At 63.8% G+C, this 26,251-nt stretch carries 19 protein-coding genes and 1 tRNA gene; 10 read left to right on the top strand and 10 right to left on the bottom strand.

What is annotated here, in order from left to right; genetic code table 11:
- Positions 1 to 111: 111 nt before the first annotated feature.
- Positions 112 to 1,488, top strand: coding sequence for a cytochrome P450 (locus tag UP09_RS01525; protein WP_044536391.1), 1,377 nt, complete (start codon positions 112 to 114; stop codon positions 1,486 to 1,488).
- A gap of 341 nt (positions 1,489 to 1,829) precedes the next feature.
- Positions 1,830 to 2,624: an adenylate/guanylate cyclase domain-containing protein gene (locus tag UP09_RS01520; RefSeq protein ID WP_044536252.1), complete on the top strand. Its 795-nt coding sequence runs from the start codon at positions 1,830 to 1,832 to the stop codon at positions 2,622 to 2,624.
- A gap of 48 nt (positions 2,625 to 2,672) precedes the next feature.
- On the opposite strand, the gene UP09_RS01515 is transcribed toward UP09_RS01520, so the two are convergent.
- Both UP09_RS01515 and UP09_RS01510 read right to left on the bottom strand, forming a co-directional pair.
- Positions 2,673 to 3,686 carry an adenylate/guanylate cyclase domain-containing protein gene (locus UP09_RS01515; RefSeq protein WP_044536251.1) on the bottom strand — a complete coding sequence of 338 codons (1,014 nt, stop codon included), beginning with the start codon at positions 3,684 to 3,686 and terminating at the stop codon, positions 2,673 to 2,675.
- Between the two features lie 100 nt (positions 3,687 to 3,786).
- Positions 3,787 to 4,629 carry an SDR family NAD(P)-dependent oxidoreductase gene (locus tag UP09_RS01510; RefSeq protein WP_044536250.1) on the bottom strand — a complete coding sequence of 281 codons (843 nt, stop codon included), beginning with the start codon at positions 4,627 to 4,629 and terminating at the stop codon, positions 3,787 to 3,789.
- A gap of 181 nt (positions 4,630 to 4,810) precedes the next feature.
- Between UP09_RS01510 and UP09_RS01505 the strand changes: the two genes are divergently transcribed.
- Both UP09_RS01505 and UP09_RS01500 read left to right on the top strand, forming a co-directional pair.
- Positions 4,811 to 5,773, top strand: a complete 963-nt coding sequence (locus UP09_RS01505) for a sensor histidine kinase (RefSeq protein ID WP_044536249.1) — start codon at positions 4,811 to 4,813, stop codon at positions 5,771 to 5,773.
- Between the two features lie 208 nt (positions 5,774 to 5,981).
- A complete protein-coding gene (locus tag UP09_RS01500; protein ID WP_044536248.1) occupies positions 5,982 to 7,757 on the top strand; it encodes a putative bifunctional diguanylate cyclase/phosphodiesterase in 1,776 nt (591 codons plus the stop codon).
- 184 nt (positions 7,758 to 7,941) lie between these two features.
- Here the strand turns inward: UP09_RS01500 and UP09_RS01495 are convergent, their stop codons facing one another.
- A complete protein-coding gene (locus tag UP09_RS01495; protein WP_044536247.1) occupies positions 7,942 to 8,580 on the bottom strand; it encodes a carboxymuconolactone decarboxylase family protein in 639 nt (212 codons plus the stop codon).
- 218 nt (positions 8,581 to 8,798) lie between these two features.
- Here UP09_RS01495 and UP09_RS01490 point away from each other — a divergent pair, with 218 nt between their 5' ends.
- The 3 genes from UP09_RS01490 to UP09_RS01480 all read left to right on the top strand — a co-directional run bounded on the left by UP09_RS01490 (position 8,799) and on the right by UP09_RS01480 (position 14,589).
- The gene (locus UP09_RS01490; RefSeq protein WP_044536246.1) at positions 8,799 to 11,900 is read left to right on the top strand and encodes a bifunctional diguanylate cyclase/phosphodiesterase; all 3,102 of its coding nucleotides are present in this window, start codon (positions 8,799 to 8,801) and stop codon (positions 11,898 to 11,900) included.
- Between the two features lie 362 nt (positions 11,901 to 12,262).
- The gene (locus UP09_RS01485) at positions 12,263 to 12,667 is read left to right on the top strand and encodes a YccF domain-containing protein (RefSeq protein WP_044536245.1); all 405 of its coding nucleotides are present in this window, start codon (positions 12,263 to 12,265) and stop codon (positions 12,665 to 12,667) included.
- A gap of 212 nt (positions 12,668 to 12,879) precedes the next feature.
- A complete protein-coding gene (locus tag UP09_RS01480) occupies positions 12,880 to 14,589 on the top strand; it encodes a methyl-accepting chemotaxis protein (RefSeq protein WP_044536244.1) in 1,710 nt (569 codons plus the stop codon).
- Between the two features lie 118 nt (positions 14,590 to 14,707).
- Here UP09_RS01480 and UP09_RS01475 read toward each other — a convergent pair whose 3' ends face one another.
- Positions 14,708 to 15,745, bottom strand: coding sequence for an alpha/beta hydrolase family protein (locus UP09_RS01475; protein ID WP_044536243.1), 1,038 nt, complete (start codon positions 15,743 to 15,745; stop codon positions 14,708 to 14,710).
- A gap of 313 nt (positions 15,746 to 16,058) precedes the next feature.
- Between UP09_RS01475 and UP09_RS01470 the strand changes: the two genes are divergently transcribed.
- Both UP09_RS01470 and lysA read left to right on the top strand, forming a co-directional pair.
- Positions 16,059 to 16,135: transfer RNA gene (locus tag UP09_RS01470), tRNA-Arg, on the top strand.
- Positions 16,136 to 16,379: 244 nt separating this feature from the next.
- Positions 16,380 to 17,645, top strand: a complete 1,266-nt coding sequence (gene lysA, locus UP09_RS01465; protein ID WP_044536242.1) for a diaminopimelate decarboxylase — start codon at positions 16,380 to 16,382, stop codon at positions 17,643 to 17,645.
- A gap of 108 nt (positions 17,646 to 17,753) precedes the next feature.
- Here lysA and UP09_RS01460 read toward each other — a convergent pair whose 3' ends face one another.
- Positions 17,754 to 18,035 carry a hypothetical protein gene (locus UP09_RS01460; RefSeq protein ID WP_044536241.1) on the bottom strand — a complete coding sequence of 94 codons (282 nt, stop codon included), beginning with the start codon at positions 18,033 to 18,035 and terminating at the stop codon, positions 17,754 to 17,756.
- Between the two features lie 99 nt (positions 18,036 to 18,134).
- Entirely contained in the window at positions 18,135 to 18,638 is a 504-nt protein-coding gene (locus UP09_RS01455) for a hypothetical protein (protein WP_245301733.1), read from the bottom strand.
- Between the two features lie 241 nt (positions 18,639 to 18,879).
- Between UP09_RS01455 and UP09_RS36185 the strand changes: the two genes are divergently transcribed.
- Positions 18,880 to 19,572, top strand: coding sequence for a TetR/AcrR family transcriptional regulator (locus UP09_RS36185; protein ID WP_245301732.1), 693 nt, complete (start codon positions 18,880 to 18,882; stop codon positions 19,570 to 19,572).
- 25 nt (positions 19,573 to 19,597) lie between these two features.
- Here the strand turns inward: UP09_RS36185 and greA are convergent, their stop codons facing one another.
- The 4 genes from greA to UP09_RS01430 form a co-directional block, all read right to left on the bottom strand.
- A complete protein-coding gene (greA, locus tag UP09_RS01445; protein ID WP_044536239.1) occupies positions 19,598 to 20,080 on the bottom strand; it encodes a transcription elongation factor GreA in 483 nt (160 codons plus the stop codon).
- 51 nt (positions 20,081 to 20,131) lie between these two features.
- On the bottom strand, positions 20,132 to 23,278 hold the full coding sequence (locus UP09_RS01440) for an efflux RND transporter permease subunit (protein WP_044536238.1): 3,147 nt from the start codon (positions 23,276 to 23,278) through the stop codon (positions 20,132 to 20,134).
- On the bottom strand, positions 23,275 to 24,504 hold the full coding sequence (locus UP09_RS01435) for an efflux RND transporter periplasmic adaptor subunit (RefSeq protein ID WP_082069925.1): 1,230 nt from the start codon (positions 24,502 to 24,504) through the stop codon (positions 23,275 to 23,277). Before UP09_RS01435 ends, UP09_RS01440 begins: the two co-directional genes overlap by 4 nt.
- Positions 24,505 to 24,852: 348 nt before the next feature.
- On the bottom strand, positions 24,853 to 25,956 hold the full coding sequence (locus tag UP09_RS01430; RefSeq protein ID WP_156164389.1) for a hypothetical protein: 1,104 nt from the start codon (positions 25,954 to 25,956) through the stop codon (positions 24,853 to 24,855).
- Positions 25,957 to 26,251: the final 295 nt, after the last annotated feature.

The following is a 26,251-nucleotide window of genomic DNA, read 5'->3' as shown; positions in this document are numbered from 1 at the left end:
GTGTCGTCGCCCGGCCTGTTGAAGACCACGGCGATCCGCCGCACCGGAGCTTTGCGGTGGCGCCGCAAACCGGCTATTTATGAGCGAGACGCCCCGACCGGAGCACTGACCATGTCGATGCAGAGTGTCGCGCCCACCGCTTACACGTTCACGCCGCCCAAGCGCAATTCGCTGACCCATATTCCCGGCGACGAGGGCTGGCCGCTCATCGGCAAGACGCTGCAGGTGCTGGCGGACCCCAAGGGGTTCGTCGAGAAGAGCGCCGCGCGACACGGCCTCTGCTACCGCAGCCATATGTTCGGCGAGACCAACATCGTGCTGCTGGGGCCCGAGGCCAACGAACTCGTGCTGTTCGACCAGGCGAAGCAATTCTCCTCCGAGCACGGATGGGGCCCGATTCTCGGCCTGCTGTTCCCGCGCGGCCTGATGCTGCGCGACTTCGACGAGCATCGGCTGCACCGCCGTGCGCTGTCATTCGCCTTCAAGGACAAGCCGATGAAGTCATACTTCACCGGGCTCGACCGCGGCATCGCCGCGCGGGTGGCGCAGTGGAAAGCCAGGCCCGGCGAGATGCTGGTCTATCCGGCGATGAAGCAGCTCACGCTCGACCTCGCTGCGACCTCCTTCCTCGGCGCCGACATCGGCCCCGAGGTCGACCAGATCAACCGCGCCTTTGTCGACATGGTGGCCGCGGCGGTGGCACCGATCCGCAAGCCGCTGCCGGGCACGCAGATGGCGCGCGGGGTCAAGGGACGCAAACGGATCATCGCCTATTTCTCCGAGCAGATTCCGATCCGGCGCGCCAAAGGCGGCGGCGACGATCTGTTCTCGCAACTGTGCCAGGCGACCCACGAGGACGGCGCGCTGCTGTCCGAGCCTGATATCATCGACCATATGAGCTTCCTGATGATGGCGGCGCACGACACGCTGACCTCGTCGCTGACGTCGTTCGTCGGCGAGCTCGCCGCCAATCCCGGCTGGCAGAACAAGCTGCGTGACGAGGTCGGCGCGCTCGGCATTGCCGCTGATCAACCCACCAGCCTGGACCATCTCAACGCTCTGCCGATGGCGGAGATGGCGTTCAAGGAAGCATTGCGGCTGAAGCCGCCGGTGCCGTCGATGCCGCGCCGCGCGGTCCGCGACTTCTCGTTCAGGGGTTATGCGATTCCCGCCGGCACGCTGGTCGGCGTCAATCCGCTGTTCACCCATCATATGAAGGAGATCTGGCCCGAGCCCGAGAGGTTCGACCCGATGCGCTTCACCGACGAAGCACAACGCGCGCGCCATCGCTTCGCGTGGGTGCCGTTCGGCGGCGGCGCGCATATGTGTATCGGGCTGCATTTCGCCTACATGCAGGCGAAGTGCTTTGCGCGGCATTTCGTGCAGAACCTCGAAGTATCGCTGCCGCCGGGCTACAAGGCCGACTGGCAGATGTGGCCGATCCCGAAACCACGCGACGGGCTAAGGGTGATGGTGAAGCCGGCGTAGAACGGGTCCTCATCAACGTCGATATCCGACAGCTTTGTAGGGTGGGTAGAACGGAGCGAAACCCACCGACCTGATCCACCGGCATCCGCAAGCGATGGGTTTCGCGGAGTTTATCATCGGGCCGCGCATTACGCGGACCCGTTGGCTCTATCCATCCTACGGCTATGTCCCGCCATCCTGAGGAGCGCCCTCGTGCGCGTCTCGAAGGATGCACGGCCCGTCTGGTGCGTTGGCACGAGCGCCGTTGAAGCTTCGCCCGGAGCGATGTTGCCAACGCGCGAATGTATGACTACGCTTGAGCCCAGCCAGACCCATACGGTCTTTCGATCTGCGGCGCGTTCATGCCCAAATTTCTTCGCATCGGAGTCCATCAGTCGAACGTGTCGGGATACACGTCGAAGGCATGGTGCGTCCGGCGGGTTGGCTCGACGGTTCTCCTGAAGTGGGGCGCCGTGGAGGTCCATGGCGCCGGAGAAGGGCGCAAGGTCTACTGGACGCTTCCACCGCGGGATAAAACAGTTCGCTGCCGTACGGAGCAGCGTGCCAAGGACTATGCAAAAGCCGCGATCGCACGGCGACGCAGCCATCATTACGAACCGCTGACTGGAAACATCGCCGCCCGGCGACGAACCGCCAATCGCAGCGCCGAGCCTGGACAAGCGCTCGCCACGATCCTCTTTGTCGATATCGTCCGGTCCACCGAAAAGGCCGCACGGCTCGGCGATTCGCGTTGGGCACAGGTGATGAATCACTATTACGCCGCTGTCCGCAGAGAGCTGAAGGCTTTGCGCGGAAAAGAAGTCGTGACGACGGGAGACGGATTGCTGGCGACGTTCCGCGCGCCGGCTGCCGGAGTCCGTTGCGCGACCGCCATCCGCGAGGCGGTGCGCACGCTGGGACTGGAGATCAGGGTCGGGCTGCACGCGGGCGAATACAAGGTGAGCGGGGCGGAGGTGATTGGTCTCGCGATTCACATCGGCGCGCGCGTCGCCGCCAAAGCGCGTGCCGGCGAAGTCCTGGTCTCGAGCGCGGTCAAGGATCTGATGTCGACGTCCGAAATCCGTTTCAAGGATCGCGGCATTCACCAACTCAAAGGCGTACCGCAGCGATGGCGCCTGTATCGGGTCGAGCATTAATCCGCATTGAGATGGCGTCACCTCTCCACAAGCAGGAACGGTGACGGACTACGCCGCCGCCCCAATCCCGACCACCTCGATGCCGTCGACGCGGCCGCGGATCGGCAGCGTGCCGAGATCGTGCAGCGGGAACGGCGGCGGTGCCGCGAAGCGCGCCGTCGCGGCGCGCGAGGCCAGGAATCCGCCATCGACCTTGCGGCTCAACTCCTCCAGCCGCGCTGCGGTGTTCATGACGTCGCCGTTGAACACGATGGCGGGCTTGACGTCGCCGATTTCGCCGACGATCACCGGTCCGAAATGCAGGCTGCCGCGGATTTGCGGTGCGGCGCCGAATTCGCGCTCGAACTCCGGCACGGCCTTCTGCAAGGCGCGGCGCATCGCCACGAAACAGCGCAGCGGCCGGCTATCGATCGCGCCGGACTGCTCCGGCCAGGTCACGATGATCTCGTCGCCGATGTAGTTCAACACCTCGCCGCGATAATCCACGACCGATTCGGTGAGCAGGCGGAAGGTGCGGTCGAGAAAGCGATGAATGCCGATGCCGCCGAGCTGCTCGGCGAGACCGGTGGACCCGGCAATGTCGACGAACAGCACGAAGCGGTTCTCCTCGACCGGCGAATGGTAACGGCCGGAGATGAAGTTCAGGAAGACGCGCGGGCCGATCAGATTTGCGATGCTGAACCCGAGGTTCAGGATCACCGAGATCACGCCCGAATAGACGATGCTGCGCCAGAAATCCTCGATCGACGTTTGCAACTCCAGCCCGGCGGCGCGCTCGCCGACCTGAAGCAACTGGATCGCAATGATGAGGACGGCATAGATCGCGCTGCGGACAGCCAGAAGGGCAACAAGCGGCAAGCGGCGGAGCCGCTCCGAGTCCTGCAGGATGAACAACTCGACACTACCGATCACCACGGCGGTCACGAAGGTGTAAGCAAGCGCCGCGATGAGCTGGGGCGCTGTATGGCGGCCTTGCGCGAGATTGACCGCAACGCTCGCCACTGCACCGGCGACGATGATGGCGCCGAGAAAGCGCAGCTGACGTTCGAGCCTCGCGTTCATGAGGAACGGAGCCGGCTAAGGCAGCTGACCATTGCGAACAGCATGATGTGTCCTTCCCCCCGTCACTGCGAGCAGCTTTGGCTCGCAATGACGATGTTACCTACCCTGCGCCCTGATCGAATGCCTTGCGCAGGGCGACATAGGCCGCCTGCTGCTGCGTCCAGTTGCGGCCGCCGGTGATGGCGCCGTCGACGACGAGATCGTGGCCGTTGACGAAGCTCGACTCGTCGCTCGCCAGGAACACCGCCGCGTGCGCGATATCGTCGGGCAGGCCGGCGCGCGGGATCGGCTGCGCCGCCTTATAGATCTCGCGCATCACCGCCGGCGTCTTCTCGGCCGCCTCGGTCGACAATCCGAGCGCCTTGCCGAAAATACCGGTGGCGATCGCGCCGGGTGAGATCGAGTTGACGCGGATGCCGTCCTCGCCGAGTTCCATCGCGACGCATTTGGTGAAATGAATCACAGCCGCCTTGGCCGCGCCATAGACCATCGATGACGAGAAACCCGCGAGCCGCCCGGCGATGCTGCCATTGTTGATGATGCTGCCGGAACCTTGTTTGCGCATGATGGGCGCGACGTGTTTCATGCCAAGCATGACGCTGCGCAGCAAGGTGGCCATCGCGGCGTCGAACCGCGCGACGTCGAGGCCTTCGATGCCTCCGGTCTGCGCCGGGCCGCCGGCATTGTTGAACAGGCAGTCGATCCGGCCGAATTTCTCGACCGCGAGCGCGATCAGCGCCTGCATCTGGTCCTCGACCGTGACGTCGGTCTGACGGAACACGCAGTTAACACCGAGTTGCTTCGCCAGCGCCTCGCCTTCCGCCGCGCGGCGGCCCGCAATCACGATCCTTGCGCCTTCCGCGGCGAAGACTTCCGCCGTGCGCAGCCCGATGCCGCTGGTCGCGCCCGTAATCACCGCGACTTTGCCGTCCAGCCGTCCCATCCCGATCCCCCAGCCCAATTTGATGCCGCAGATATTCCGCGTCCATCCCGGGCAACGCAAGCACAGCTACGCTCGCATGCGACGCCGGCACGGGTCCGGCTGTGGCCGGAAGGACACAACTGCAGGTTTTCGGTCGCAGCGGCCTTATTTTGGGTCCGCTGATCACGTGAAGTAACAGCGGATGACGAAGCTGATCGATGAATTCAGGACGGGTTGGCAGGGCATTTCCCAGCCCTCGACGCTTTTTGCGGGCAGTTTCGCCCTGTTCTGTCTCGTTTGGGCCACGGCCGCGCGCTTTGGGCTCGCCCAGATCAGGCCGGATGTGTTTTTTACGCCGTATTTTCCGGCCGTGTTCTTCGCCACCGCCTTCGGCGGCTTCCGGGTCGGGATCGCCACCGCGCTTGCCAGCGGCGCGCTTGGCGTCGCCGTCAATTTCAGCGGTACAGCCGTCGATCCCGCCCGCTTTGCGCTGTTGATGATCTTCTGGGCGGTGTGCGGCATCGCGATCTGGGGCGTCGAGCACTACCGCTCGATGGTCGCGCAGCAACGCGAGATCGCCCAACGGCTGATCGAGGAGGAGCAATACCGCAAGATGGTGGTCGACGAGTTGCAGCACCGGCTGAAGAACAAGTCCTCGACCATTCATGCCGTGCTGCACCAGGCGCTGCAGGACCGACCTGACGTCTGGGACCGCATCGATCACCGCATCCGCGCGCTGTCGGCAACCGACGATCTGATCACGCGGGTCGACGGCTATGGCTGCGATATCAAGGATTTGCTTCGCTCGGAGCTCGGGCCTTACGGTCATGTGCGGTTCAACCTCAATGGCGAGCAATTGTTTCTGCCCGCCAAGCTCGCGGTCTCGCTGGCGCTGATCTTCCATGAACTCGCCACCAACGCCGGCAAATACGGCGCCTTCTCCTCGCCACGCGGGTTCCTCCAGGTGTCGTGGACGGCGGGCGACGGCCGCCTCAATGTGACCTGGGACGAAACCGAGGGGCCGGCGGTCGAAGCGATCGGCGAAGCCGGCTTCGGCACCAAGCTGTTGAATTCGGCGCTGCGGCCGTTCGACGGCAAGACCGAGATCAGCTACCTGAAGACCGGCATTCACTGCACCATGCAGTGTCAGCTTCCCGCCGGTTGAGAAACCGATCCCGGCACGACACGCTGTTTCAAGTGCGCACGGAAACCGCGGGAACCGAAATCGCTCGCGCAGGCGGCAACGCCGCGCGTTGATAGTCTGTTAATGACGATTGCCGACGGCTTGCGAAGCCCACAGCTCTCTCATGCTGTCACGGCTTTTCTCAGTTCCGCTTAACCAAAACTACAACGGACTTTGCCAAGCTTCGCGCATGCATAGTCTCACCAAACACGATTTTCAGTCCGGTGCGTTAGCGGCCGGAAATGAAGGCAATTCCAGCAATGAATTGCAAATTTTGCGGGATCTTCTCCGCCTGCTGCCCTCGGGCGTGACTGTTCAGGACGAGCGCGGCGAATTCATCCTTGTTAACGAAGCGGCCGCGGCACAATTGCAGCTCGCGGCCAATGCCAGCCAGCCGACACAGATCGACGACCGCCACGAGACCTGCCTCGAACTGCTGCGCAGCGGCAGCCCGGTCGTGCTCGAAGAGGCCCTGACCTGCGGCGCGTCCAAGCATGTGTTCCTCACCTCGCACCGGCCGGTGCAGATCGCCGGGCGCAACTTCCTGATCTCGGCCTCTGCCGACATCACCGACCAGAAGGCGTTCGAGGACCAGCTGTTCCGCTCCGCCTATTACGACGAGCTGACCGATCTGCCGACGCGCCGGGTGATCGAGCATCGGGTCAACGGCCTGATCCGCCGCGACGGGCCGCAAGCGCATTTCGCCCTCGCCTTCCTCGACGTCGACAATTTCAAGCACATCAACGACTATTATGGCCACGCGATCGGCGATGCGCTGCTGATCGAGCTGTCGAAGCGGCTCGGGCACGCCTTGCGCGACACCGACATCCTGTCGCGCATCTCGGGTGACGAGTTCCTGCTGCTGCTGAACCCGATCAGCGGCGATCACGAGGTCGCCGAGTTCATCCAGATGATCCAGGAGCGGCTGAAGGCGCCGTTCTTCATCGATCAGTCTGAAATCTTCGCCTCGACCTCGATCGGCGTCAGCCTGCATCCCGAGCACGGCCGGGACTACGAGGCGCTGCGACAGAACGCCGACATCGCGATGTATCGGGTCAAGAACAACGGCAAGGGCGCGACCGCGTTCTTCGACGACAGCATGGAGCGCGAGGCGCTGGCGCGGATGAAGATCGAGCAGTCGCTGCGGCTCGCGATCCTGGAGAAGCGCTTCTGCTGCGCGTTTCAGCCCAAGGTCGATATCCGCACCCAGGAGGTCAAGGGCATCGAGGCGCTGGTGCGGCTGCGCGACGACGAGGGCGTGATCCAGGCGCCCGGCACCTTCATCAACCTTGCCGTCGAGCTCGGGCTGATCGACGAGCTGACGCATCTGGTGCTGGCGGAAATCGTCAAGTCGATCGACCTGATCAACGACACCTTCGGCCCGACCACGACGATCAGCATGAACGTCGCCGCCAAGCAGGCCGCCAACCCCGACTTCATGCGCTCGTTCGCCCGCGCGATCGAGGACACCGGCTTTGCCAGGCGCTTCATGATCGAGGTGACCGAGGACGCCTTCATCACCAAATCGCAATTCCAGGACCAGATCCTGCCGATGCTGCGCGGAATCGGCGTCGGCATCTCGATCGACGATTTCGGCATCGGTTATTCGTCGCTGTCGGCGCTCGCCGACATCACCGCCGACGAGATCAAGATCGACCGCTCCTTCATCACGGACATCCACAAGCGGCCGCGCAGCCAGGGCATCCTGCGCGCGATCGAATCCTTGAGCGAGGTGCTCGGCATGACCGTGATCGCCGAGGGGATCGAGTCCTATGAGGAGCTCGCCTATCTGCAGGCCGCGACCAAGATCCGCTATGCGCAGGGATACTACTTCGCCAGGCCGATCTTCCTCGAGGACCTCAGGCCCGCGACGCCGCACGCCAGCGAGACGCGCGGCAGCCTGGCGGCGCGCCCGGCCCAGGAAAGCCGCGCGACCTATTCCCGCGCCAGCAGCTATCGAAGATAGGGCGGGATAATTTTGCTGCGCCTCATCGTCATTGCGAGCCAACGGGTCGCGCGAACGCGCGCCCGATGACAGGCTCCGCGAAGCAATCCATACCTCCACTTGCGGAGCCATGGATTGCTTCGTCGCTTTGCTCCTCGCAATGACGCGGTTAGCTCTGTGATTCAGGACTTCAAAGCCGCCCGCGCTACTTCTCCAGCACCGGAAGTTGCGGCACGCTGTCGTTCGGCGCGCCGGCCTGCATCGTGATCAGCGTCATCGAGACCAGATCGTAATAGCCCATGATGGCGATGATATCCATGATGCCGCGCTCGCCGAACTTGTCCTGTGCGGCCTTGTAGACGGCATCGCTGACCTTCCTGTCGCGATAGAGCGCGATGCCGAGATCGTACAGCGCCGCCTCATCGTCCTTCATCCCGTCAGGCCGCGTGCCCTTGGCGATCGCGTCCAGGACTTTCGGATCGAGGCCGCCCTTCAGCGCAAGTGGGTAGTACGCGAACCATTCATACTGCGCGGTCCAGTGCCGCGCCGTGATCAGGATCGCCATTTCGCTCAAGCGCGGCGGTAGCGACGTGTTCCAGCGCAAATACTCCGACAGGTTGGACAGTTTTGGCGCCAGATCGGGATTGCGGATATGGGCGCGATAGGGCGGTGCGGTGAACTTGGCGTTGCGCGGCGGCGCTGTGATCAGGTCAGCCCAGGCCTTCTGCGCCGGCGACAACTCCTCGGCCTTCAGCGGCGCGAAGCGGGTGATGTCCTCGGCCCGGCCGGCATGCGCGGCAAGCACCGAAGCCGCCAGAATCCCTGCCTTCAGCAATCGTCGCATTATCGCTCTCCCTTTTTCGAGGCGGACGTCTCGCCGCCCTTGTCGGGCGAGCTTAATCGCGGTCGACCCGGATGCAACGGAATACCGCCGATGGCGGCAGCAACCCCTGCAACCATCACGTTCAGAATCCCGCCCCGCCAATTAAGCGACGAGTAACCGGTTTTCCTAACCGCTTGTGCGAACTCCGCAGCGTATGCATGGCATCCAGGGGATGAGAAATGCGTGGATCGATGCAGGGGCAGGCGGGCGTCCCATCGGGACAGAGTGTGAACTGGCGGATCGCTGCGACCATTCGCGGGCCGGTGCTGTGGCTGACCGTCTGCGGCGCCCTGCTGGTCTCAGCGATCTTCGCCGGCACCATCATGATGGTCGGTGAATACCGCGAGCGCGCCCTCGCCAACAGCGAGCGCGAGCTGGAGAACACCGTTCTGCTGCTCGCCCGCCATTTCGATCAGCAGTTCGAGGATTCCGACATCATCGCCTCGAACATGATCGAGAAGTTGAGGATTTCCGAGATCACCTCGCCGGAGGCGTTCCGCGCGAAGATGTCGACGCCGGAAACCCATCAGATGCTGAAGACCAAGGCGGTCTCGTTCCTCGGCCACCTCGTGCTGTTCGATGCCGACGGAAAGGCCATCACCTGGTCGGGCGATCTGCCGCCGCCGGCCAAGCTGAACATCGCCGAACGCGACTACTTCAAGAGCTTCAAGTTCGATGCGCATCCGGAGCCGGTGCGCACCGAAACCCTGCGCAGCCTGATCATCGGCGGCCTCAGCACCGTAATCGCCCATCGCCTGAGCGGACCGGACGGCACATTCCTCGGCGTCATGACCCGGCGCATCGATCCCCTGAACTACGAGAAGTTCTTTGCCTCGGTGGCGCCGGGCGCGAGTGCCGCGATCACGATGTTCCAAACCGACGGCACCATGCTCGCGCGCTATCCGCATGTCGAGGCGATGATCGGCAGGAAGCTCGACAATGCCCCACTGGTCGATCTCGTTGCGCGGCAGGGCGGCCAGCACACGCGGCGTCTGGCCAGCCCGATCGACGGCATTGACCGGCTCGGCTCGGCCGTCAGGCTCACGCATTTTCCGGCAGTCGTGGTCGCCACCAACACGGTGGAGGCGGCGCTCGGCGACTGGCGGGCGCAAACCCGCTTCCTGGTCTCTGTCGCCACACTCGCCGCAATTATCGTAGCCCTGGTGCTGTTCGTCCTTGTCAGGCAGATCATGCGGCAGAACCGCGAGGCGCAGCAGCGGCTGGAGTCGGAGCGGCAGCAGCTCGACACCGCGCTCAACAACATGATCCAGGGCCTCGTGCTGTTCGACGCGGCCGCGCACATGGTCGTCTGCAATCAGCGCTATCTCGATATGAGCGGACTTTCGGCCGACTTCGCCAAGCCGGGCCGCAGATTCGAGGACATCATACGGCAGCGCAAGGCGAACGGATCGTTCGATGGCGATGTCGACGCGTTCTGCGCGACGGTCCGCAGCAATGTCGCCAAAACTGAAGTGAGCGAGATCATCACCTCGTCCGTCGACGGACGCTGCTTCTCGACCATCAACCGGCCGCTGGCGCATGGTGGCTGGGTCGCCACCATCGACGACATCACGGAGCGGCGCAATCTGGAGCAGGAGCGCGATCGCAACAACGCCTTCCTGCGCGAAATCGTCGACCACATCCCCTCGCAGATCACGGTCAAGGACGCGCATACCCGCCGTTATCTGCTGGTCAATCGCGTCGCCGAGACCCAGTTCGGCATGCCGCGCGACAACATCATCGGCAAGACCGCGTTCGACATGTTTCCGGCGGAAAACGCCCAGAGCGTCACCGACGACGACGACATGGTGCTGCGATCGGGCGAGGGCTTCTTCAAGGACGAGCATTACTGGCACAGCCCTGTCACCGGCGAGCACTACATCACCGCGCGGCGGATCGGCATCCGCGACAAGGCCAGCATGCCGCGCTACATCGTCAACGTGGTGGAAGACGTCACCGAGCGGCGGCGCGCCAACGAGAAGATCGCGCACCTCGCCCATTACGACGCACTGACCGACCTGCCGAACCGCGTCCTGTTCCGCGAGCGGATCGAGCGTGAGCTGGAGAAGGCGAAGCGCGGCGGGCAATTCGCCCTGCTCTACATCGATATCGACGAATTCAAGGGCATCAACGACTCGCTCGGCCATCACGTCGGCGACGACCTGCTCAAGACCATTGCCGGCCGCATCAAGGCCTGCCTGAAGCATGGCGACCTGATCGCGCGGCTCGGCGGCGACGAGTTCGCGGTGATCCAGACCGCGATCGGCGGCACCGAGGACGTTGAGGGTTTCGTCGCTCGCGTCCACCACGCGATCCGGCAGCCCTGCGACTGTCTCGGCCATCATTTGTCGACCGACGCCAGCATCGGCGTCGCGCTGGCGCCGCGGGATGGCACCGACCTCGATCAGCTGATCCGCAACGCCGACATCGCCATGTACGGTGCCAAGGCGGAAGGCCGCCGCACCCACCGCTTCTTCGAGCCGGAGATGGGCGCCAACGCAAGGGCACGGCTGAGGATGGAGCAGGACCTGCGGCAGGCGATGATCGACGGCGCCTTCGAGATTTATTACCAGCCGCTGCTCGGCCTCGACAGCGACGAGGTGACCGGCTGCGAGGCGCTGCTGCGCTGGCGGCATGCCGAGCGCGGCATGGTCTCGCCGGCTGAATTCATCCCCGTCGCGGAGGACACCGGCCTGATCGTCGAGCTCGGCGAGTGGGTGCTGCGGACCGCGTGCATGGAGGCTGCGACCTGGCCGGACAACATCCGCCTTGCCGTCAACGTCTCCCCCATCCAGTTGAAGAATGCCACGCTGGCGCTGAAGGTCGCCAGCGCGCTCGCCGCCTCTGGCCTGAACCCGAACAGGCTCGAGCTCGAGATCACCGAGGCGGTGCTGATCGGCGACGACGACGTGGCGCTGGCGATCCTGCACCAGCTCCGCGACATCGGGGTGCGGATCGCACTCGACGATTTCGGCACCGGCTATTCGTCGCTGAGCTATCTGAAGCGCTTCCCGTTCGACAAGATCAAGATCGACCGCTCTTTCATCAGCGACATCGCGGTCGACGGCTCGGCGACGATCGTGCAGTCAGTGGTCAACATCGCCGCCTCGCGCAACATGACCACGACAGCGGAAGGTGTGGAGACCGAACAGCAGCGCGACCTGCTGCGCCAGCTCGGCTGCACCGAGATGCAGGGCTATCTGTTCAGCGCTCCGAAACCCGCCGCCGAACTCAGGTCGTTGCTATCAGCCCACGGCGAAAAGGCGCGCGCGATCGCGTAGAACATACTGGAGTCGGGTTGAACGATCCGTCGGCAGGCTCGCTGCACCTCTCCCCGCTTGCGGGCAGGGGCGCACTGCCAAAATATCGAAAACAACCCCATGCAAAGTAGCCGGCGGCCCCCGGCGCTCGACATGACGACTTGACATGTCGGGCAACTCAGCGATATTATTCCATTATTCCGAAATCGCGCAGGCGCCCCTCGCCCCAGGCTATTGCGTATGGCGTTTGTGGACTTCTGCCGCAAGCGGGAGAGGAAGCACAGCTCCTTCGCCGTTGCTATTCGACCTAACCTCATCCCTACCGCATCGATCGCCGCAGGCCTATATTGATCCCGGTCCCACCCGACGCGAAGGTCTCTTCGATGCAGCCGGTCTCTATCCTTCTGAACATCTTCTGGATTCTACTCGGTGGTGCCTGGATGGCGGTCGGCTGGCTGGTGGCCGCCGTGATCATGGCCATCACCATCATCGGCCTGCCCTGGGCCCGCGCCGCCTTCAACATCGCGGTCTACACGCTGCTGCCGTTCGGTTCGCGCGCGGTGCGCCGCAATGAACTGACCGGCCAGGGCGACCTCGGAACCGGGCCGCTCGGCCTGATCGGCAATCTCATCTGGTTCATCCTGGCCGGCTGGTGGCTTGCGATCGGGCACCTGATCACCGCGATCCTGCTCGCGGTCACCATCATCGGCATCCCCTTCGCTTGGGCCCATCTCAAGCTCGCCGGAATCGCGCTGTGGCCGATCGGCAAGGTCATCGTGCCGGCGTGATGATCGGTAGCGAGAGGCCTCTTGACGATGAACCGCCGGGCTGGCGGCTCACGTCGCTGCCTGGCCGCGCCTGATTGAGCCCCCGCCGTGGCACGACGGTCACTTTGTTAACTCAGTTCTTAACGAATTCGTTCTATTTTGCCGCATCCTACCTCATGGACAGTCTGCCGCCCGGTTCCTGGGCGGCGTTCTCAGCACATCGAAGAGGCAGAATGCCGGTCCTCAAGACCCCGTTTTCGTTCCGCTCGATCGGGACAAAGCTTGCGATCATGACCGTGGTCGGCGCGATCTGCATGGCGCTGGTGGCGTCGACCGTTCTCTGGATTGCCCGGGGCCAGCTCGTCACGGAGCGCACCGAGAAGGCGCATGCCATCGTCGACGTGGTGTGGAATCTCGCGGACGGCTATTACAAGGCCTACAAGGCCGGCCAGATGACGGAGGAGGAAGCCAGGAAGCGCTTCCTGGAGGCCAACAATTCGGTCTGGTACGAAGACCACACCAACTACGTCTTCATCTACGACTACGAGACCGGGCTTTGCGTCTCCAATCCCGGCATTCCGCAGTTCGTCGGCAAGGACATGCGCCCCAACAAGGACGCCAATGGCCTGCCGTTCGCGGTCATGCTGATGGATCTGGCGAAGAAGGGCCAGGGCACCCTGCGCTACGCGTTCCGCCGCAGCGGCAGCGATGCCACCCCGCTCGACAAGGTCGCCTTCACGCGCGGCTTCGCACCGTGGAATCTGATGATCGGGTCGGCCGAGTACATGTCGGAGGTCGATACCTCGTTCTGGTCGATGGTGCAGATGGCCTCCGGCGTCATCGCCGTGCTCATGCTGATCTCGATTGTGATCGCCTGGGCGGTCGGGCGCAGCGTGGTGAAGCCGCTGTCGAGCCTGAAGGAGCGGATGGCGTCGCTCAGCGCCGGCCAGCTTGACGCTCCGGTGTCGCATGCGGACCGCCGCGACGAGATCGGCGAGATGGCGCGCACGGTGCAGGTGTTCCGGGACGCGATGATCGAAACCAACCGCCTGCGCGAGCAACAGGCGGCCGCAGAGCACAACCAGGCCGCGACACGAAAGATCGACATGAACCGTCTTGCCGATCAGTTCGAAAGCGAGGTCGGCGAGATCATCGAGATGGTGTCGGTCGCCGCCGGTCAGCTCGAGCAATCCTCGACGACGCTGTCGAAAACCGCCGACACGGTCGAGCAAGTCAGCAGCCGCGCCTCCAATGCATCCGGCGAGGCCTCCTCGAACGTGCATTCGGTGGCGGCCGCGAGCGAAGAACTTGCAGCCTCGATCGGCGAGATCAGCCGCCAGGTCGGCGCGTCCGCACGCATCGCCGGCGAGGCGGTGGCCCAGGCGCAGAAGACCGATATCCGCATCGGCGAGTTGTCGAAAGCGGCAAGCCGCATCGGCGACGTGGTCGACCTGATCCAGACGATCGCCGGACAGACCAATCTGCTGGCGCTGAACGCCACCATCGAGGCCGCCCGCGCCGGCGACGCCGGTCGAGGCTTTGCGGTGGTGGCCTCGGAAGTGAAGTCGCTTGCCGAGCAGACCGCAAAGGCGACCGACGAGATCAGCCAGCAGATCTCGGACATTCAGTCGGCAACCCAGGATTCTGTCGCGGCCATCAAGGAAATCGGCACGACGATCGGGCGCATCTCGGAGATTTCAGCGTCGATCTCGTCGTCGGTCGAGCAGCAGGGCTCGGCCACCCAGGAGATTTCCCGCAACGTGCAACGCGCCGCCGCAGGCACCTCGCAGGTCGAAGCCAGCATCGTGGACGTTCAGCGCGGCGCGGCGGAAACCGGCGGCGCCTCTGCTCAGGTACAGGCGGCCGCGCAATCGCTCGCCAACGAGAGCGCCCGGCTCAAACGCGGCGTCGGCAGCTTCCTGAGCTCGATCAGGGCAGCGTGATAAGCGGCGGCGTGCTCTAGAGCGTTTCCCGTTCCGATGGAATCGGAACGGAGCTCCAGATTCTTGTTTTGACGCGTGTTCTTCACGCGAACCGGTATCCACTTCGCTCGAAAACGCTCTACCGCGCGGCCTCGCAGCCGGGAATGTCGAACACCGCGGTCAGGCCGCAGGGCGAGGTCAGCATCTTGCCGCCCTCATGGCCTACGCCCGGCACATCCCATTCGCTGTGGTTCGGCGTGCCGTTGTCGCGGGCCTGCATGACCGCGACATAGGCGTGGCCGCGCGCGTAACGATACGGTCCTTCGGCTTCGGCCATGCAGGTTTTATCGAGCGCGGGATGATTCGGATTGGTGTCGAGCGTTCCCAAGAGATAGATGACGCGCCGCGCGACATAGGCCTGCTCCAGTGCAGCTGGCGACGGCTCGGCGAGATAGGGCGGACGCTCGTCCATGCCGAACTTCCAGTCGTTGTAGCCGTGGCAGCTCGCCGCGATCGCGGCATCCGGCCGGTCCTTGCTGAAATAGGCATATGAGGAGGGGTTGGCGACCACAAAGCGCACGCCGATGCCTTCATGCAGAAGCGGCTGATCGCCCTTCGTTGCGATCGCGTAGCGCTGCACCACCTGCCCGCCACCGGAATGGCCGAACACCACGACCTGCTTCAGGTTCGGAAACAGCGTGCGGTCGCCGAGCTTCGCCAGGATGGCGTCGAGCGCGTCGAACGAACTCGCCGGGCCCGGTCCGAGCGCGGGATCGCCGCCCTCCCAGCCATAGAGACTCCAGCGCAGCGTGTCGGCGGGCAGCTTGAAGGCATTCACGTCGGATTCGACAAGGAATTGCGGCGCGATCATCAGCGTGCTCTTGCCGGCATCGCCGGCGGCGGCCTGTGCCTCCAGCGCGGAACGGAAGTAATCGTCGGCATTGCGCAGCGCGCCATGCAGGACAAGGACAGCGCGCGTGATGTCCGGGCGCGGCTTGGACCAGTCGGCCGACAGATAGAGCGGGAACGTCGCGGTGCCGACCGCAATGCGCGCGCTGGCGACCTCCTTGACCGGCTTATCGTGACGCTCGACGTCTTCCGTCAGCGGCGCCGCAGGGGCGCGAGCCGCCATCGCGACAAGCAGCGTCAATGCCACAAGCCAGACTCGGTGATGCATGATGGGTGCTCCGTCAATGCTGTGCCCGCGGGAAAGATGGGATCGGGCTTGATCATGGCGCATCGGGCGCTCGTTCACCCGTGAACTTTTGGAAAGGCGCTTCACCGATTCTCAGGCCGCCAGCCGCCCGCGGTTGTTCGCCGCGAGGATCGGGCGGATACCCGCCCAATTCCAGCGGACACATGACGATCTCCCTCGAAACACAGCCGTTTTCGCGCGCGCGGTCATGTTTGGAGGACCAGTTTAAAGCCTGCGGGCGGCCCGCCAAGGCCGTTGCCGACGCGAGGCCAATCAGCTAAATGAACCCCTGTACGCACCCGTAGCTCAGCTGGATAGAGCGTTGCCCTCCGAAGGCAAAGGTCACACGTTCGAATCGTGTCGGGTGCGCCAGTTCGGTACAAAACTGGGCACGCCAAAACCCGCCATTTTGCACTTGAGGCAACGGCACGAGTACGCAGCAGGACGCTTTTCGACCCCATCAGTTTGGCGTCCGCTTCGCTTGCGCGCTTGCACAAGTCTTGATTAATGCACCCGAACAGGCCGAAATGCTGCGGGCGAGATCGCCCGCGCTTTCCCTCGAGTCATCCATGGCCTAACCACTTTCGGCCATTACCCCCAGACGGAAGACCTGTTCGTGACGAGACCACAATCCCTGCGGCCCGACCTGATCGACGCCGCGCTCACATCCGCTCAACGCGTGGGCACGCCGCTTTGGCTCTACGAAGCCGAGCCGATACGTGAACGAGTCAGGCAATTGTCAGGATTCGATTGCGTCCGCTTCGCCCAGAAGGCCAACAGCAACACGCATATCCTGCGCCTGCTCCGGTCCATGGGGGTCGCGGTCGACGCCGTCTCCCTCGGCGAGATCGAACGAGCGCTGCGGGCAGGCTACGTGCCCGGCACGACCGCGCATGACATCGTGTTTACCGCCGACATTATCGACGAGGCGACGCTGGCGCGCGTCCTCGCACTGGGAATTCCCGTCAATTGCGGATCGCCCGACATGCTGAGGCAACTCGGCCGCGTGGGGCGAGGCCATCCGGTTTGGCTCAGGATCAATCCAGGCTTCGGACATGGTCACAACCGCAAGACCAACACGGGTGGTCCTTCGAGCAAGCATGGAATCTGGCATGAGGAGTTCGAGGACAGCCTGCGTCTCGTCGACGAATACGGACTATCCCTGATCGGACTTCACATGCATATCGGCTCGGGCGTCGACTATGCGCACCTGCATCGTGTCTGCGACAGCATGCTGGATGCCGTGCGGCGCGCCAATCGGCCGCTGTTGGCGATCTCGGCGGGCGGCGGGCTCTCTGTGCCTTATCGGCCGGGCGAACCGGAGATCGATATCGCCGAATATTATGCAGCATGGAACAAGACGAGGCTCGAGGCGGAGCGAATCACGGGTGGCCGGATACGCCTCGAATTGGAGCCAGGCCGATACCTCGTGGCCAATGCCGGGCTTCTCGTCGCCGAGGTTCGCGCGGTGAAGAATGTGGCCGGCAACCATTTCGTGCTGCTGGATGCGGGCTTCAACGAACTGGCGCGCCCCATCCTTTACGGCAGTCACCACGACATCTGCTTTGTCACGCGAGCCGGTGCGCCGGTTGCCGGTCCGATCCGTCCCATCGCGGTTGCCGGGCCGCTCTGCGAAGCGGGCGACGTCTTCACCCAACATGATGGCGGCTTCGTCGAGTTCCGCGAACTCCCGCTGCCGGAGGTTGGCGATGTCGCGATCCTGCGCGACGCGGGGGCCTATGGCGCGACCATGTCTTCAAACTACAACACGCGACCGCTTGCGCCTGAGGTCATGCTCGATGCGGGAGCGCTCTCGGTGATCCGCAGGCGTCAGTCGATCGAGCAGTTGCTTGACCTTGAAGCCGATGGAGGACCGCTCTGATGGTTGCGCCAGCGGTGCTGTTGTGCTTGCCCTTTGCTGGCGCAGACCGACGGCTTAGATAACCCGCGAACACGCGCGCGACGCCGCCGCGATCAGATGAACCGGTAACTAGGCCGCAATTGCCTGCTGAAGCGCGATCGCCTGGTCGCGATTCTGGAACGCGATCGCGGTGTGGGTGTAATCGTCTGCGGTCTGCGAACGGGCGATGTGATCGAGAACCTCGCGGCCCTTGATGACGTGAAGGTCGGTTCCGCTCTCGGAGGGGTAAATGCCTACGACGACATCGTAGGCCGTAATGACCGCCCGCAGCGCGCTTGCCTTGTCGTCAGAGGCCTCGATGAAGATACGAACGTCCGCTGCGAGATCCCGCAGTTCATCAAAATCGATCACCTGGCCACTCCGACGCAACTCATCGACCGACTCTAGCGTCAACGTGCTTACCGAAAGATAAAGGAACTCACGGGCCGAACGCCGCGTGCCTGCGATCGCTTACGGTGGCGAGCACTGCTCAAACCGTCTTCGCCATCCGTAGCGGGTCCTGCCCGGCGGCTTGTACACTGAGAGGACTGCCGGCACGACCAGCACCAGCAGACCACCGGCGGCATGAAGCACGAGTTGAGTCCCCACCGCGCGAAGCTCGGCACGCGGCAATGTGGTCTCCGCGGCCAGGCCGGCGGCGTAACCAATCAGCTTCATCTTGGACAGCAAGACCGCAATGGCAAACACCGTCAGCAAGAGTTTGATCAGGACCCAATAGTGCCGGAACAAACCCCAGGGCGTGCCCAGCGACTGGATAAGCCCGGTCAGCAACGAAACGGATGCCAATGGGACGATCGCGAACTGGTTGATCAACTGCATCGAAGGGTAGGCCGCGCGCACTGTCGATGCATCATGGCCGATCAGGCCGGCGATCGCGAGAACCAGGAAAGCTGCGATCGCACCGAGCAGGCCGACCGAGCCGGTAACATGCGCCGTGAGCGCGAACTTGCGCACACGGGGTGCCATTGTCGCCATCAGCGCCCATTCTCCGGCGTTGCAGGGTCAGTTCGGGCACCGATGGACGGCATGTCGTGGCGAAGCCCGCCCCCCACATGCAGTGCGACGACAAGCAAGACAACCGCGGCACCGACCGCGATTCCAAATCCCTTCACCCAGCGTGGGACGCCTGGATAGCGGTCCGGATCAGTCATCGGCGTCTCCTCGTGTCGCGCGCAATTGTGAACCTGAACGCAGCGTGCGATACGAGACGGAACGTCCGGAATGTTGTCAACGAACAGTCTCACGCGGATGTCCGTTACCGGACGAACTGCTCGATTTGACCGGAAATGATGCGGCGATGACAAAGCAACCGATCGACCGTCGCGTCGCCCGTACCAGGGCGATGCTGCAACAGGCCCATCTCGCCTTGATCCTGGATAAGGACTATGAGGCGATCACCGTCGACGATATCTGCGCCGCGGCCAACGTCGCTCGATCGACGTTCTATGCCCACTATACGAGCAAGGATGATCTGAGACGGAGCGGCCTCGACCATTTGCGCAAGCAGCTTGTCGATCGCCAGAAGGAGGCTCTGGCGAAATCAGGAGACCGCAAAGACCGAAGTTTGGGCTTCAGCCTTGCCATGTTCGAACATGCCCATGGTCATATCGATCTCTACAAAGCGCTGGTGGGCGGCCGCGGCGGTGCCGTCGCGCTCGGAACCATTCGCCAGATCCTGTCGGATCTGGTGCGCAATGAACTGGCGGCAACCGTTGACAAGACATCGGCGGAAACTATCCCGCACGACGTCGTGGTCCAGTATGTCGTTGGTGCCTTCATGGCGGTGATGACCTGGTGGCTGGACGGTGGCGCAAAGCTGCTGCCCCAGCGGATAGACGCGATGTTTCGACAGCTGGCGACCGAAGGCATCATGCGGTCCTATGCGTGAAGGGTTCAGGCAGGAGATCGACCGCTCAAGCGATCGCAACAATTTCGAGTTCCTGACTGCCCGACCCCACCACGTCTCCCACGCTCTTGCCCATCAGCGACTTCGCGACCGGAGACGCAAAGGAAATCGAGCCGGCCTTGGGATCGGCCTCGTCCTCTCCCACAATGCGATAGGTCTGCACGCGCCCGTCAGCGCGGCTGAAAGTCACCGTGCTTCCAAAGGCAACTGTTTCGGTTGAAGCAGGATCGGGGACGACCTGGGCTGTGCGCAGCCTTTCCGCGAAGTATCGTGCGTCGCGCAAGGGAGCTGCCGACTGCCGTCGCCGTTCATTGACGTCCTCGAGCTGCTGCGCGGCCTCGTGCGCCTCACGCGCCTGGCGGAACTGAGCCTCCAACGCTTTCAACCCCGCCTCGGTCACCAGATTGGGATGCGGTGAAATTGGACGGTCGGGCAACAGCGTCTCGGACGCGGTTTCGGCGCTCTCTTCCTTGGTGAAGGCAACACTCAATCTGGAGCTCCATCGAAGACGAGGCAGTATAGCTGCACTTCGCTCGCTGCGCTAATGCGCCGGAGCCTCCGGCACCTTGCCCTTGCCGCCGAACCTGCTCTTCACGCCCTCGCGCATGCGCTGGAAGGTGACGTAGAGCATCGGCACCAGGAAGATGCCGATCGAGCTTGCGGCGAGCATGCCGCCGAACACCGCCGTGCCGACGGCGCGGCGGCTGATTTCGGCGGCGCCGGTTGCGACCACCAGCGGCAGCAGGCCGAGGATAAAGGCGATCGAGGTCATCATGACGGCGCGGAAGCGCATCTGCGATCCCAACAGCGCGGCGTCCACGATCGGCATGCCGGCCTCACGTTGCTCCTTGGCGAACTCGACGATCAGGATGCCGTTCTTGGCGGCGAGCGCGATCAGCACGACGAGGCCGATCTGGCCGTAGAGATCGAGATTCAGCCCCGCGAGCTTGATGGCGAGATAGGAGCCGAACACGCCGACCGTGATCGCCAGCAGCACGGGAATCGGGATCGTCCAGCTCTCGTACAGCGCCACCAGGAACAGATAGGCGAACAGCACCGCCAGCGCGAGAATGATGCCGGTCTGGCCGGCGGCCGCCTGCTCCTGATAGGCGGTGCCGGTCCATTCGTAGGAATAGCCGGCCGGCAGCGTCGCCTTGGAGATCTCGGCCATGGCCGCGATCGCCGTGCCCGACGACACGCCCGCCGCCGGGCCGCCGTTCACGGTGACCGAGCGGAAATTGTTGTAGCGGGTGATCACTTGCGGACCGGTGACGATCCGCAAGGACGCGATCGACCGGATCGGCACCATCTCGCCGGTCGCATTGCGCACATAGATCTGCCAGATGTCGGGGATGTCGCCGCGGTCGGCGGCCTCGCCCTGCACATTGACCTGCCAGGTGCGGCCATACAGGTTGAAGTTGTTGACATAGATGCCGCCGAGCGTGGCCTGCAGCGCGGTGAAGACATCGCTCATGTTGAGACCGAGCGCCTGCGCCTTGGCCCGATCGATGTCGAGATAAACCGACGGATTGGTCGCGGTGAAGGTCGAGAACACGCGGGTCAGCCGCGGGTCGCGGTTGGCCGCGGCAATCAACCCGCCCATCACGCTGCCGAGGGAGGCCGGATCCTGCCCTTCCAGCGCGTCGAGCTGATATTCGAAGCCGCCGGAGGTCGAGAGCCCGATGATCGGCGGCAGGTTGAACGGCAGGACCGAGGCCTGACGGATCTGCGATCCCCCGATGAAGGTCTGCCGGATCGCGGCCTGCACCGAATCGGTGACCGCCTTGCGGTCGGCGAACGGCTTCATGCGCGCCACCATGAACGCCGAATTGGGTTCGCTGGCGCCATCGAGCAGCGAGAAGCCGATGATCGACAGCACGTGGTCGACCGCCGGGTTCTTCTTCAAGAGCGCCTCGACCTGTTTGGTCGCCTCGCTGGTGCGCGCCACCGAGGCGCCGTCGGGCAATTGGACGGCGATGAAGAACGCGCCCTGATCCTCCTCGGGCAGGAAGCCGGTCGGGGTTATCAGCGACACGCCGAAGATAGCGCCGGAGAACACCAGAACGCCGACCAGCGAGAGCACCGCGACGCGCAACAGCCGCTTCACCCCTCCGGCATAGCGGTCGCGCACCCAGTCGATGCCGCCCAGCACCCGTCCCATGATGCCGTGGCGCGGCCCGGTGTGGCGCAGGAAGACGGCGCAAAGCGCCGGCGACAGCGTCAGCGCGTTCAACGCCGAGATCACCATCGCCGCGCTGATCGTCACCGCGAACTGACGGAACAGCGTTCCGGAAATTCCGGGGATGAAAGCAATCGGTACGAACACCGACAGCAGCACCAGCGAGATCGCGATGATCGGCGCCGTGATCTGCGTCATCGCCTTCTTGGTGGCGTCGGCCGGCGACAGCTCCGGCTCCTCCTCCATGACGCGCTCGACGTTTTCGACCACCACGATGGCGTCGTCGACCACGATGCCGATGGCCAGCACCATCGCCAGCAACGAGACCGTGTTGGCGGAGTAGCCGAGCGCCAGCAGCACCGCGAAGGCGCCGATCAGGCTGACCGGAACCGCAACCGCTGGAATGATCGTGGCGCGCAGATTGCCGAGGAACAGGAACACCACGATGACGACGAGCACGAAGGCCTCGCCGAGGGTCTTCATCACTTCCGTGATCGTATCGGAGACGAAGGTCGTGGAATCATACTGTACGAGATAGGTCAGGCCCGGCGGAAACCGCTCCGACAGCGTTGCCAGCGTGGCCTGGACGGCCTTGGCCGTCGTCACCGCATTGGCGCCGGGGGCGAGATAGATGCCCATCGGCACGCCGGGATTGCCGTCGATGCGCGACTCGGAGTCCATGTTCTGCGCACCGATCTCGACGCGGGCGACATCCCTGATCCGCAGCACCGATCCGTCCGGATTGGCCCGCAGCACGATCTCGCCGAACTGCGCCGACGTCGTCAGGCGGCCCTGGGTCTGCACGTTGAACTGGAACTGCTGATCGTTGCTGATCGGGCGCGCGCCGATCCGGCCGACCGGCGCCTGCACGCTTTGGGCGCGGATCGCCGCGATCACGTCCGACGGCGCGAGATTGAGGCTGGTGAGACGCTGGGTGTCGAACCAGATCCGCATCGAATAGTTCAGCTTGGCGAACAGCGACGCCTGTCCGACGCCGGGCGTGCGGGAAATCGCGTCCAGCACGTTGATGATGGCGTAGTTGGTGATGAACAGCGGGTCCTGCTCGCCACTCTTGCTGTACAGCACGATGAACTGCAGCACGGCCGAGGACTTCTTCTGCACGACCAGGCCCTGCGCCTGCACCTCGGTCGGCAATTGCGCCAGCGCGCTCTGCACGCGGTTGTTGACGTTGACGGTGTTGATGTCGGGATTGCTGCCGAGCGCGAACGAGACCGTCAGCGTATAGCTGCCGTCATTGCCGCTGGTCGACTTCATGTAGAGCATCTTGTCGACGCCCACGACCTGGGCTTCGAGCGGCTGGGCGACGCTCGATTCCACCACGTCGGCGGAGGCGCCGGGAAATACCGCTGTCACCGTGACCTGCGGCGGCACGATGTCGGGGAACTGGGCCACCGGGATCTGCAACAGCGCCAGCGCGCCAGCGATCGTGATCACGAACGCGATGACGATCGCAAGCCGCGGACGATCGACGAAGACTGCGGAAATCATGGCGTTGCGCCCGCCGGTTTCGTGCTGCCGCCGCTCTCGGCCGAGGTCTTCATGCTCGACTGGATCAGCGCGCTGGCCGGCCCCGGCGCGACCGGTTGTCCGACCCGCACTTTCTGCAGTCCCTCGACGATCACCTTGTCGCCGAGCGAGATGCCTTCAGTCACCGCCGCGATCGTCGACGTCGATTGCCCGAGCTTGATCCGCCGCTGCTCGGCCTTGTTGTCGGCGCCGACGACGTAGACATATTCGCCCTGCTGGTCCGACAGCACTGCCGAGCGCGGGATCGCCAGCACCTCGACCGGCTCCACGCCCTCCAGCAGGACCGTCACGAACTCGTTGTCGGTGAGCTCGCGGACCGCGCCGCCGGCCTCGGGGGCATTATACAAGGCCGGGTTGGGAATGGTGCCGCGCAGCGTAATCGTGTCGGTATTCTGCGCGATGGTGTTGTTGACGAAATTCAGTTCGCCGACCTTGTCATAGAGCCGGCCGTCCGTCAGCCTGATACGGATGACGACCGCCTTGAAGCCGCCGCGCGTCACGTAGCGCTCGCGCAGCGTCAGCGATTCGCGCACCGAAACCGGGAAGGTGACATACATCGGGTCCTGGCTGACGATGGTCGTCAACGTACCCGAGCTCGGCGTGACGACGTTGCCCTCGGTAACCGCGGTGCGCCCGATCTTGCCGTCGATCGGCGAATGAATCTCGGTGTAATCCAGATTGATCTTGGACAAATCGACCTGCGCCTGCGCGGCCTGCACCTGCGCCTCAAGGCTCTGCTGGCTGGCGACCGCGGCGTCGACGCTCGATTGCTGGCCGGCCGGCCCGCTGAGCAGAGCCTTGGCGCGATCCGCTGTCAGCTTGGCGTTGACCAGCGTCGCCTGCAACTGGGCGACCTGCGCCTTCTTCGATGCAAGGTCGGCTTCGAACGGACCGCGCTCGAGCTGATAGAGCAGATCGCCGGTCTTGACTTCCGCGCCATCGACGAAGTTCCGCTTCTCCAGGAAGGCGGTGACGCGCGCGACCACGTTGACGCGATTGGTGGCCTCGATTCGTCCGAGAAACTCGTTGGACTCGGTGATCGGCCGCTTGACCGCCTCGATCACGCCGACCGCCGGAGGCGCCGGGGCAGCCGTCTGGGCATCGGCCGCCGAAATCCCCCCAAACACAAGTCCCGCGGTTACGAGGAGACCTGCCGTTCGACCGAACGTTCTTGTCGTGCCATTCATATGTCCTGCCCTTCGGCTACCGGAAATCTCTACATGGCGGTTGTGACGTCGAGTTTCCTTCAAGCGTGAAAAAAGGCAAGGATGAGCAAGTGGCGTTGCCGAGGATCATAACGCGCTCAATCTGCCTCCGACAATCCTGTAACCGCTGTGCCGCATTTTTGACCCGACACACGGCCGATCAGGGCTTGACAGTCACGGTGCCGCCCCCGTGTCCGGCGCCGGGAACCGGCACCCGAACATCCACTCGCTCGAATTGACAGGCACGAATTGACCGGGAGGACGGAGGTGTCCGCCTGCTACGCGCAGATCACCGCGCCAGGCAAGCCGCGGCGATGGCGACCGTGGCGCTCACAACGCAATCGCGTTCTTCAGCCGAGACGTGACTTGATAGGTCGGCGACGCCAATCGCGCTTGCAGCCACGGCCGTGCACTCTTGCCGCTGACCTCATGCTTGCCTTCGAACACCGTCATGCCGATCAAATGCGCATGGCCGGACGACGCGTACACGGATCGCATTTCCGCGAACTTCTCGTCCCTGCCATACGCGATCGAGTTTGCCAGGTCGTGGCTCCCAAGCTCGAAGAGAAGCGGGCATGGGCTGACGAGATCAGCCAGCTGACCGCCCATGTACTTGCTACGGCTGTTACTGAAATGGACGTATGACGCGAGCTCCATGCCCAAATTCTTGCTGATGATGGGCGACATCAGAAACTTCGTCTCGTCCCGCATGTATCCGGACGCAACGGTCGGCCTCATGCGTCCGGTTGCGGCCTCGAGGTGAACCACCAGCAGCGCACCCCAGGATACGCCATACACGCCGACGTTCAGACCGGACGCGCCCACTATTTTCCTGCAAACGAACTCGCCCGCCTCGATCGACGAACAGGATACGTTGTGGGCAGAGACGCCGTGGGAAGCCAGCATCGCGGCGATATTGTTCTGGCTCTCCTGATTTCCGATCTGGACGATGTACGGGCACCAGACGACATAACCATCCTCGCACAGCTTCTTGCCGATGGCGTTCATGTAGTCGGAATCGGCATCGTCGAAGCAACGCTCCGGCGTGCTGGCCATGCCGTGGGCAAGCAGGATCAATCCCTTGATGTCTCCAGCCGGAATGCCGAGACATCCCCGCACCGGAATTCCACATTCAAGGTTGAACTCGACCTTCGCGACCGAAAATCCGTCCTCCGTCCGCTTCCACAGGACCTCAATCTCGTCGCTAGCCGGTCGATAAAGACGGCGCTGCCGGAACAGCGATCTCATCTCCGGGCGGATCTCCGATCCCGTTGCGCCAGGCCGCAGCTTTCCGCCCACTGCGATATCGAAGAACGAGCGGCAGAACGCATCATAGCCCAGGCGGGGCAGATCGACATTCGCACACGCGCCATCGCAATGGCTGAGCCCCAGCGCGTCGTTGCCGCCAACGGCGGCTGGCCCGACGAGGGTCATCAACAATCCGGAAAGCGCCCTGCGGCTGATCACCGATTCCCCCGGGTCTGATCAAGTCCCGAAACGAATGACTTGAAATAGCTGCCAAGCTGGGACCAGAAGTCGCCGCGACGCAAATTAAAGGATGGTCATGATCGCCGCCAGCGCGCTGCGTTGCAGACGCGCAACGCTTTTGCGCTGAAAGCCGCCGCAATTGCGCGAGACAGGTTTCAGAACATTTCGGATCGTTTCAGTTCGGCGATCGGTGCAGATCCACGCGGCAGACTCGGCACCATGCTGCGGCGCACGCAAACGC

The organism is Bradyrhizobium sp. LTSP885 (assembly GCF_000938305.1).
Taxonomy (GTDB): domain Bacteria; phylum Pseudomonadota; class Alphaproteobacteria; order Rhizobiales; family Xanthobacteraceae; genus Bradyrhizobium.
The sequence above is the reverse complement of the archived record's forward strand: the minus strand, read 5'-3'. Positions and strand labels throughout refer to the sequence as shown.

Bases quoted from the DNA above. Each gene is read 5' to 3' on its own strand.
- UP09_RS01525 (WP_044536391.1), top strand. From the start codon at position 112: ATGTCGATGCAGAGTGTCGCGCCCACCGCTTACACGTTCACGCCGCCC.
- UP09_RS01520 (WP_044536252.1), top strand. From the start codon at position 1,830: ATGCCCAAATTTCTTCGCATCGGAGTCCATCAGTCGAACGTGTCGGGA.
- UP09_RS01515 (WP_044536251.1), bottom strand. From the start codon at position 3,686: ATGAACGCGAGGCTCGAACGTCAGCTGCGCTTTCTCGGCGCCATCATC.
- UP09_RS01510 (WP_044536250.1), bottom strand. From the start codon at position 4,629: ATGGGACGGCTGGACGGCAAAGTCGCGGTGATTACGGGCGCGACCAGC.
- UP09_RS01505 (WP_044536249.1), top strand. From the start codon at position 4,811: ATGACGAAGCTGATCGATGAATTCAGGACGGGTTGGCAGGGCATTTCC.
- UP09_RS01500 (WP_044536248.1), top strand. From the start codon at position 5,982: ATGCATAGTCTCACCAAACACGATTTTCAGTCCGGTGCGTTAGCGGCC.
- UP09_RS01495 (WP_044536247.1), bottom strand. From the start codon at position 8,580: ATGCGACGATTGCTGAAGGCAGGGATTCTGGCGGCTTCGGTGCTTGCC.
- UP09_RS01490 (WP_044536246.1), top strand. From the start codon at position 8,799: ATGCGTGGATCGATGCAGGGGCAGGCGGGCGTCCCATCGGGACAGAGT.
- UP09_RS01485 (WP_044536245.1), top strand. From the start codon at position 12,263: ATGCAGCCGGTCTCTATCCTTCTGAACATCTTCTGGATTCTACTCGGT.
- UP09_RS01480 (WP_044536244.1), top strand. From the start codon at position 12,880: ATGCCGGTCCTCAAGACCCCGTTTTCGTTCCGCTCGATCGGGACAAAG.
- UP09_RS01475 (WP_044536243.1), bottom strand. From the start codon at position 15,745: ATGCATCACCGAGTCTGGCTTGTGGCATTGACGCTGCTTGTCGCGATG.
- UP09_RS01440 (WP_044536238.1), bottom strand. From the start codon at position 23,278: ATGATTTCCGCAGTCTTCGTCGATCGTCCGCGGCTTGCGATCGTCATC.
- UP09_RS01435 (WP_082069925.1), bottom strand. From the start codon at position 24,504: ATGAATGGCACGACAAGAACGTTCGGTCGAACGGCAGGTCTCCTCGTA.
- UP09_RS01430 (WP_156164389.1), bottom strand. From the start codon at position 25,956: ATGACCCTCGTCGGGCCAGCCGCCGTTGGCGGCAACGACGCGCTGGGG.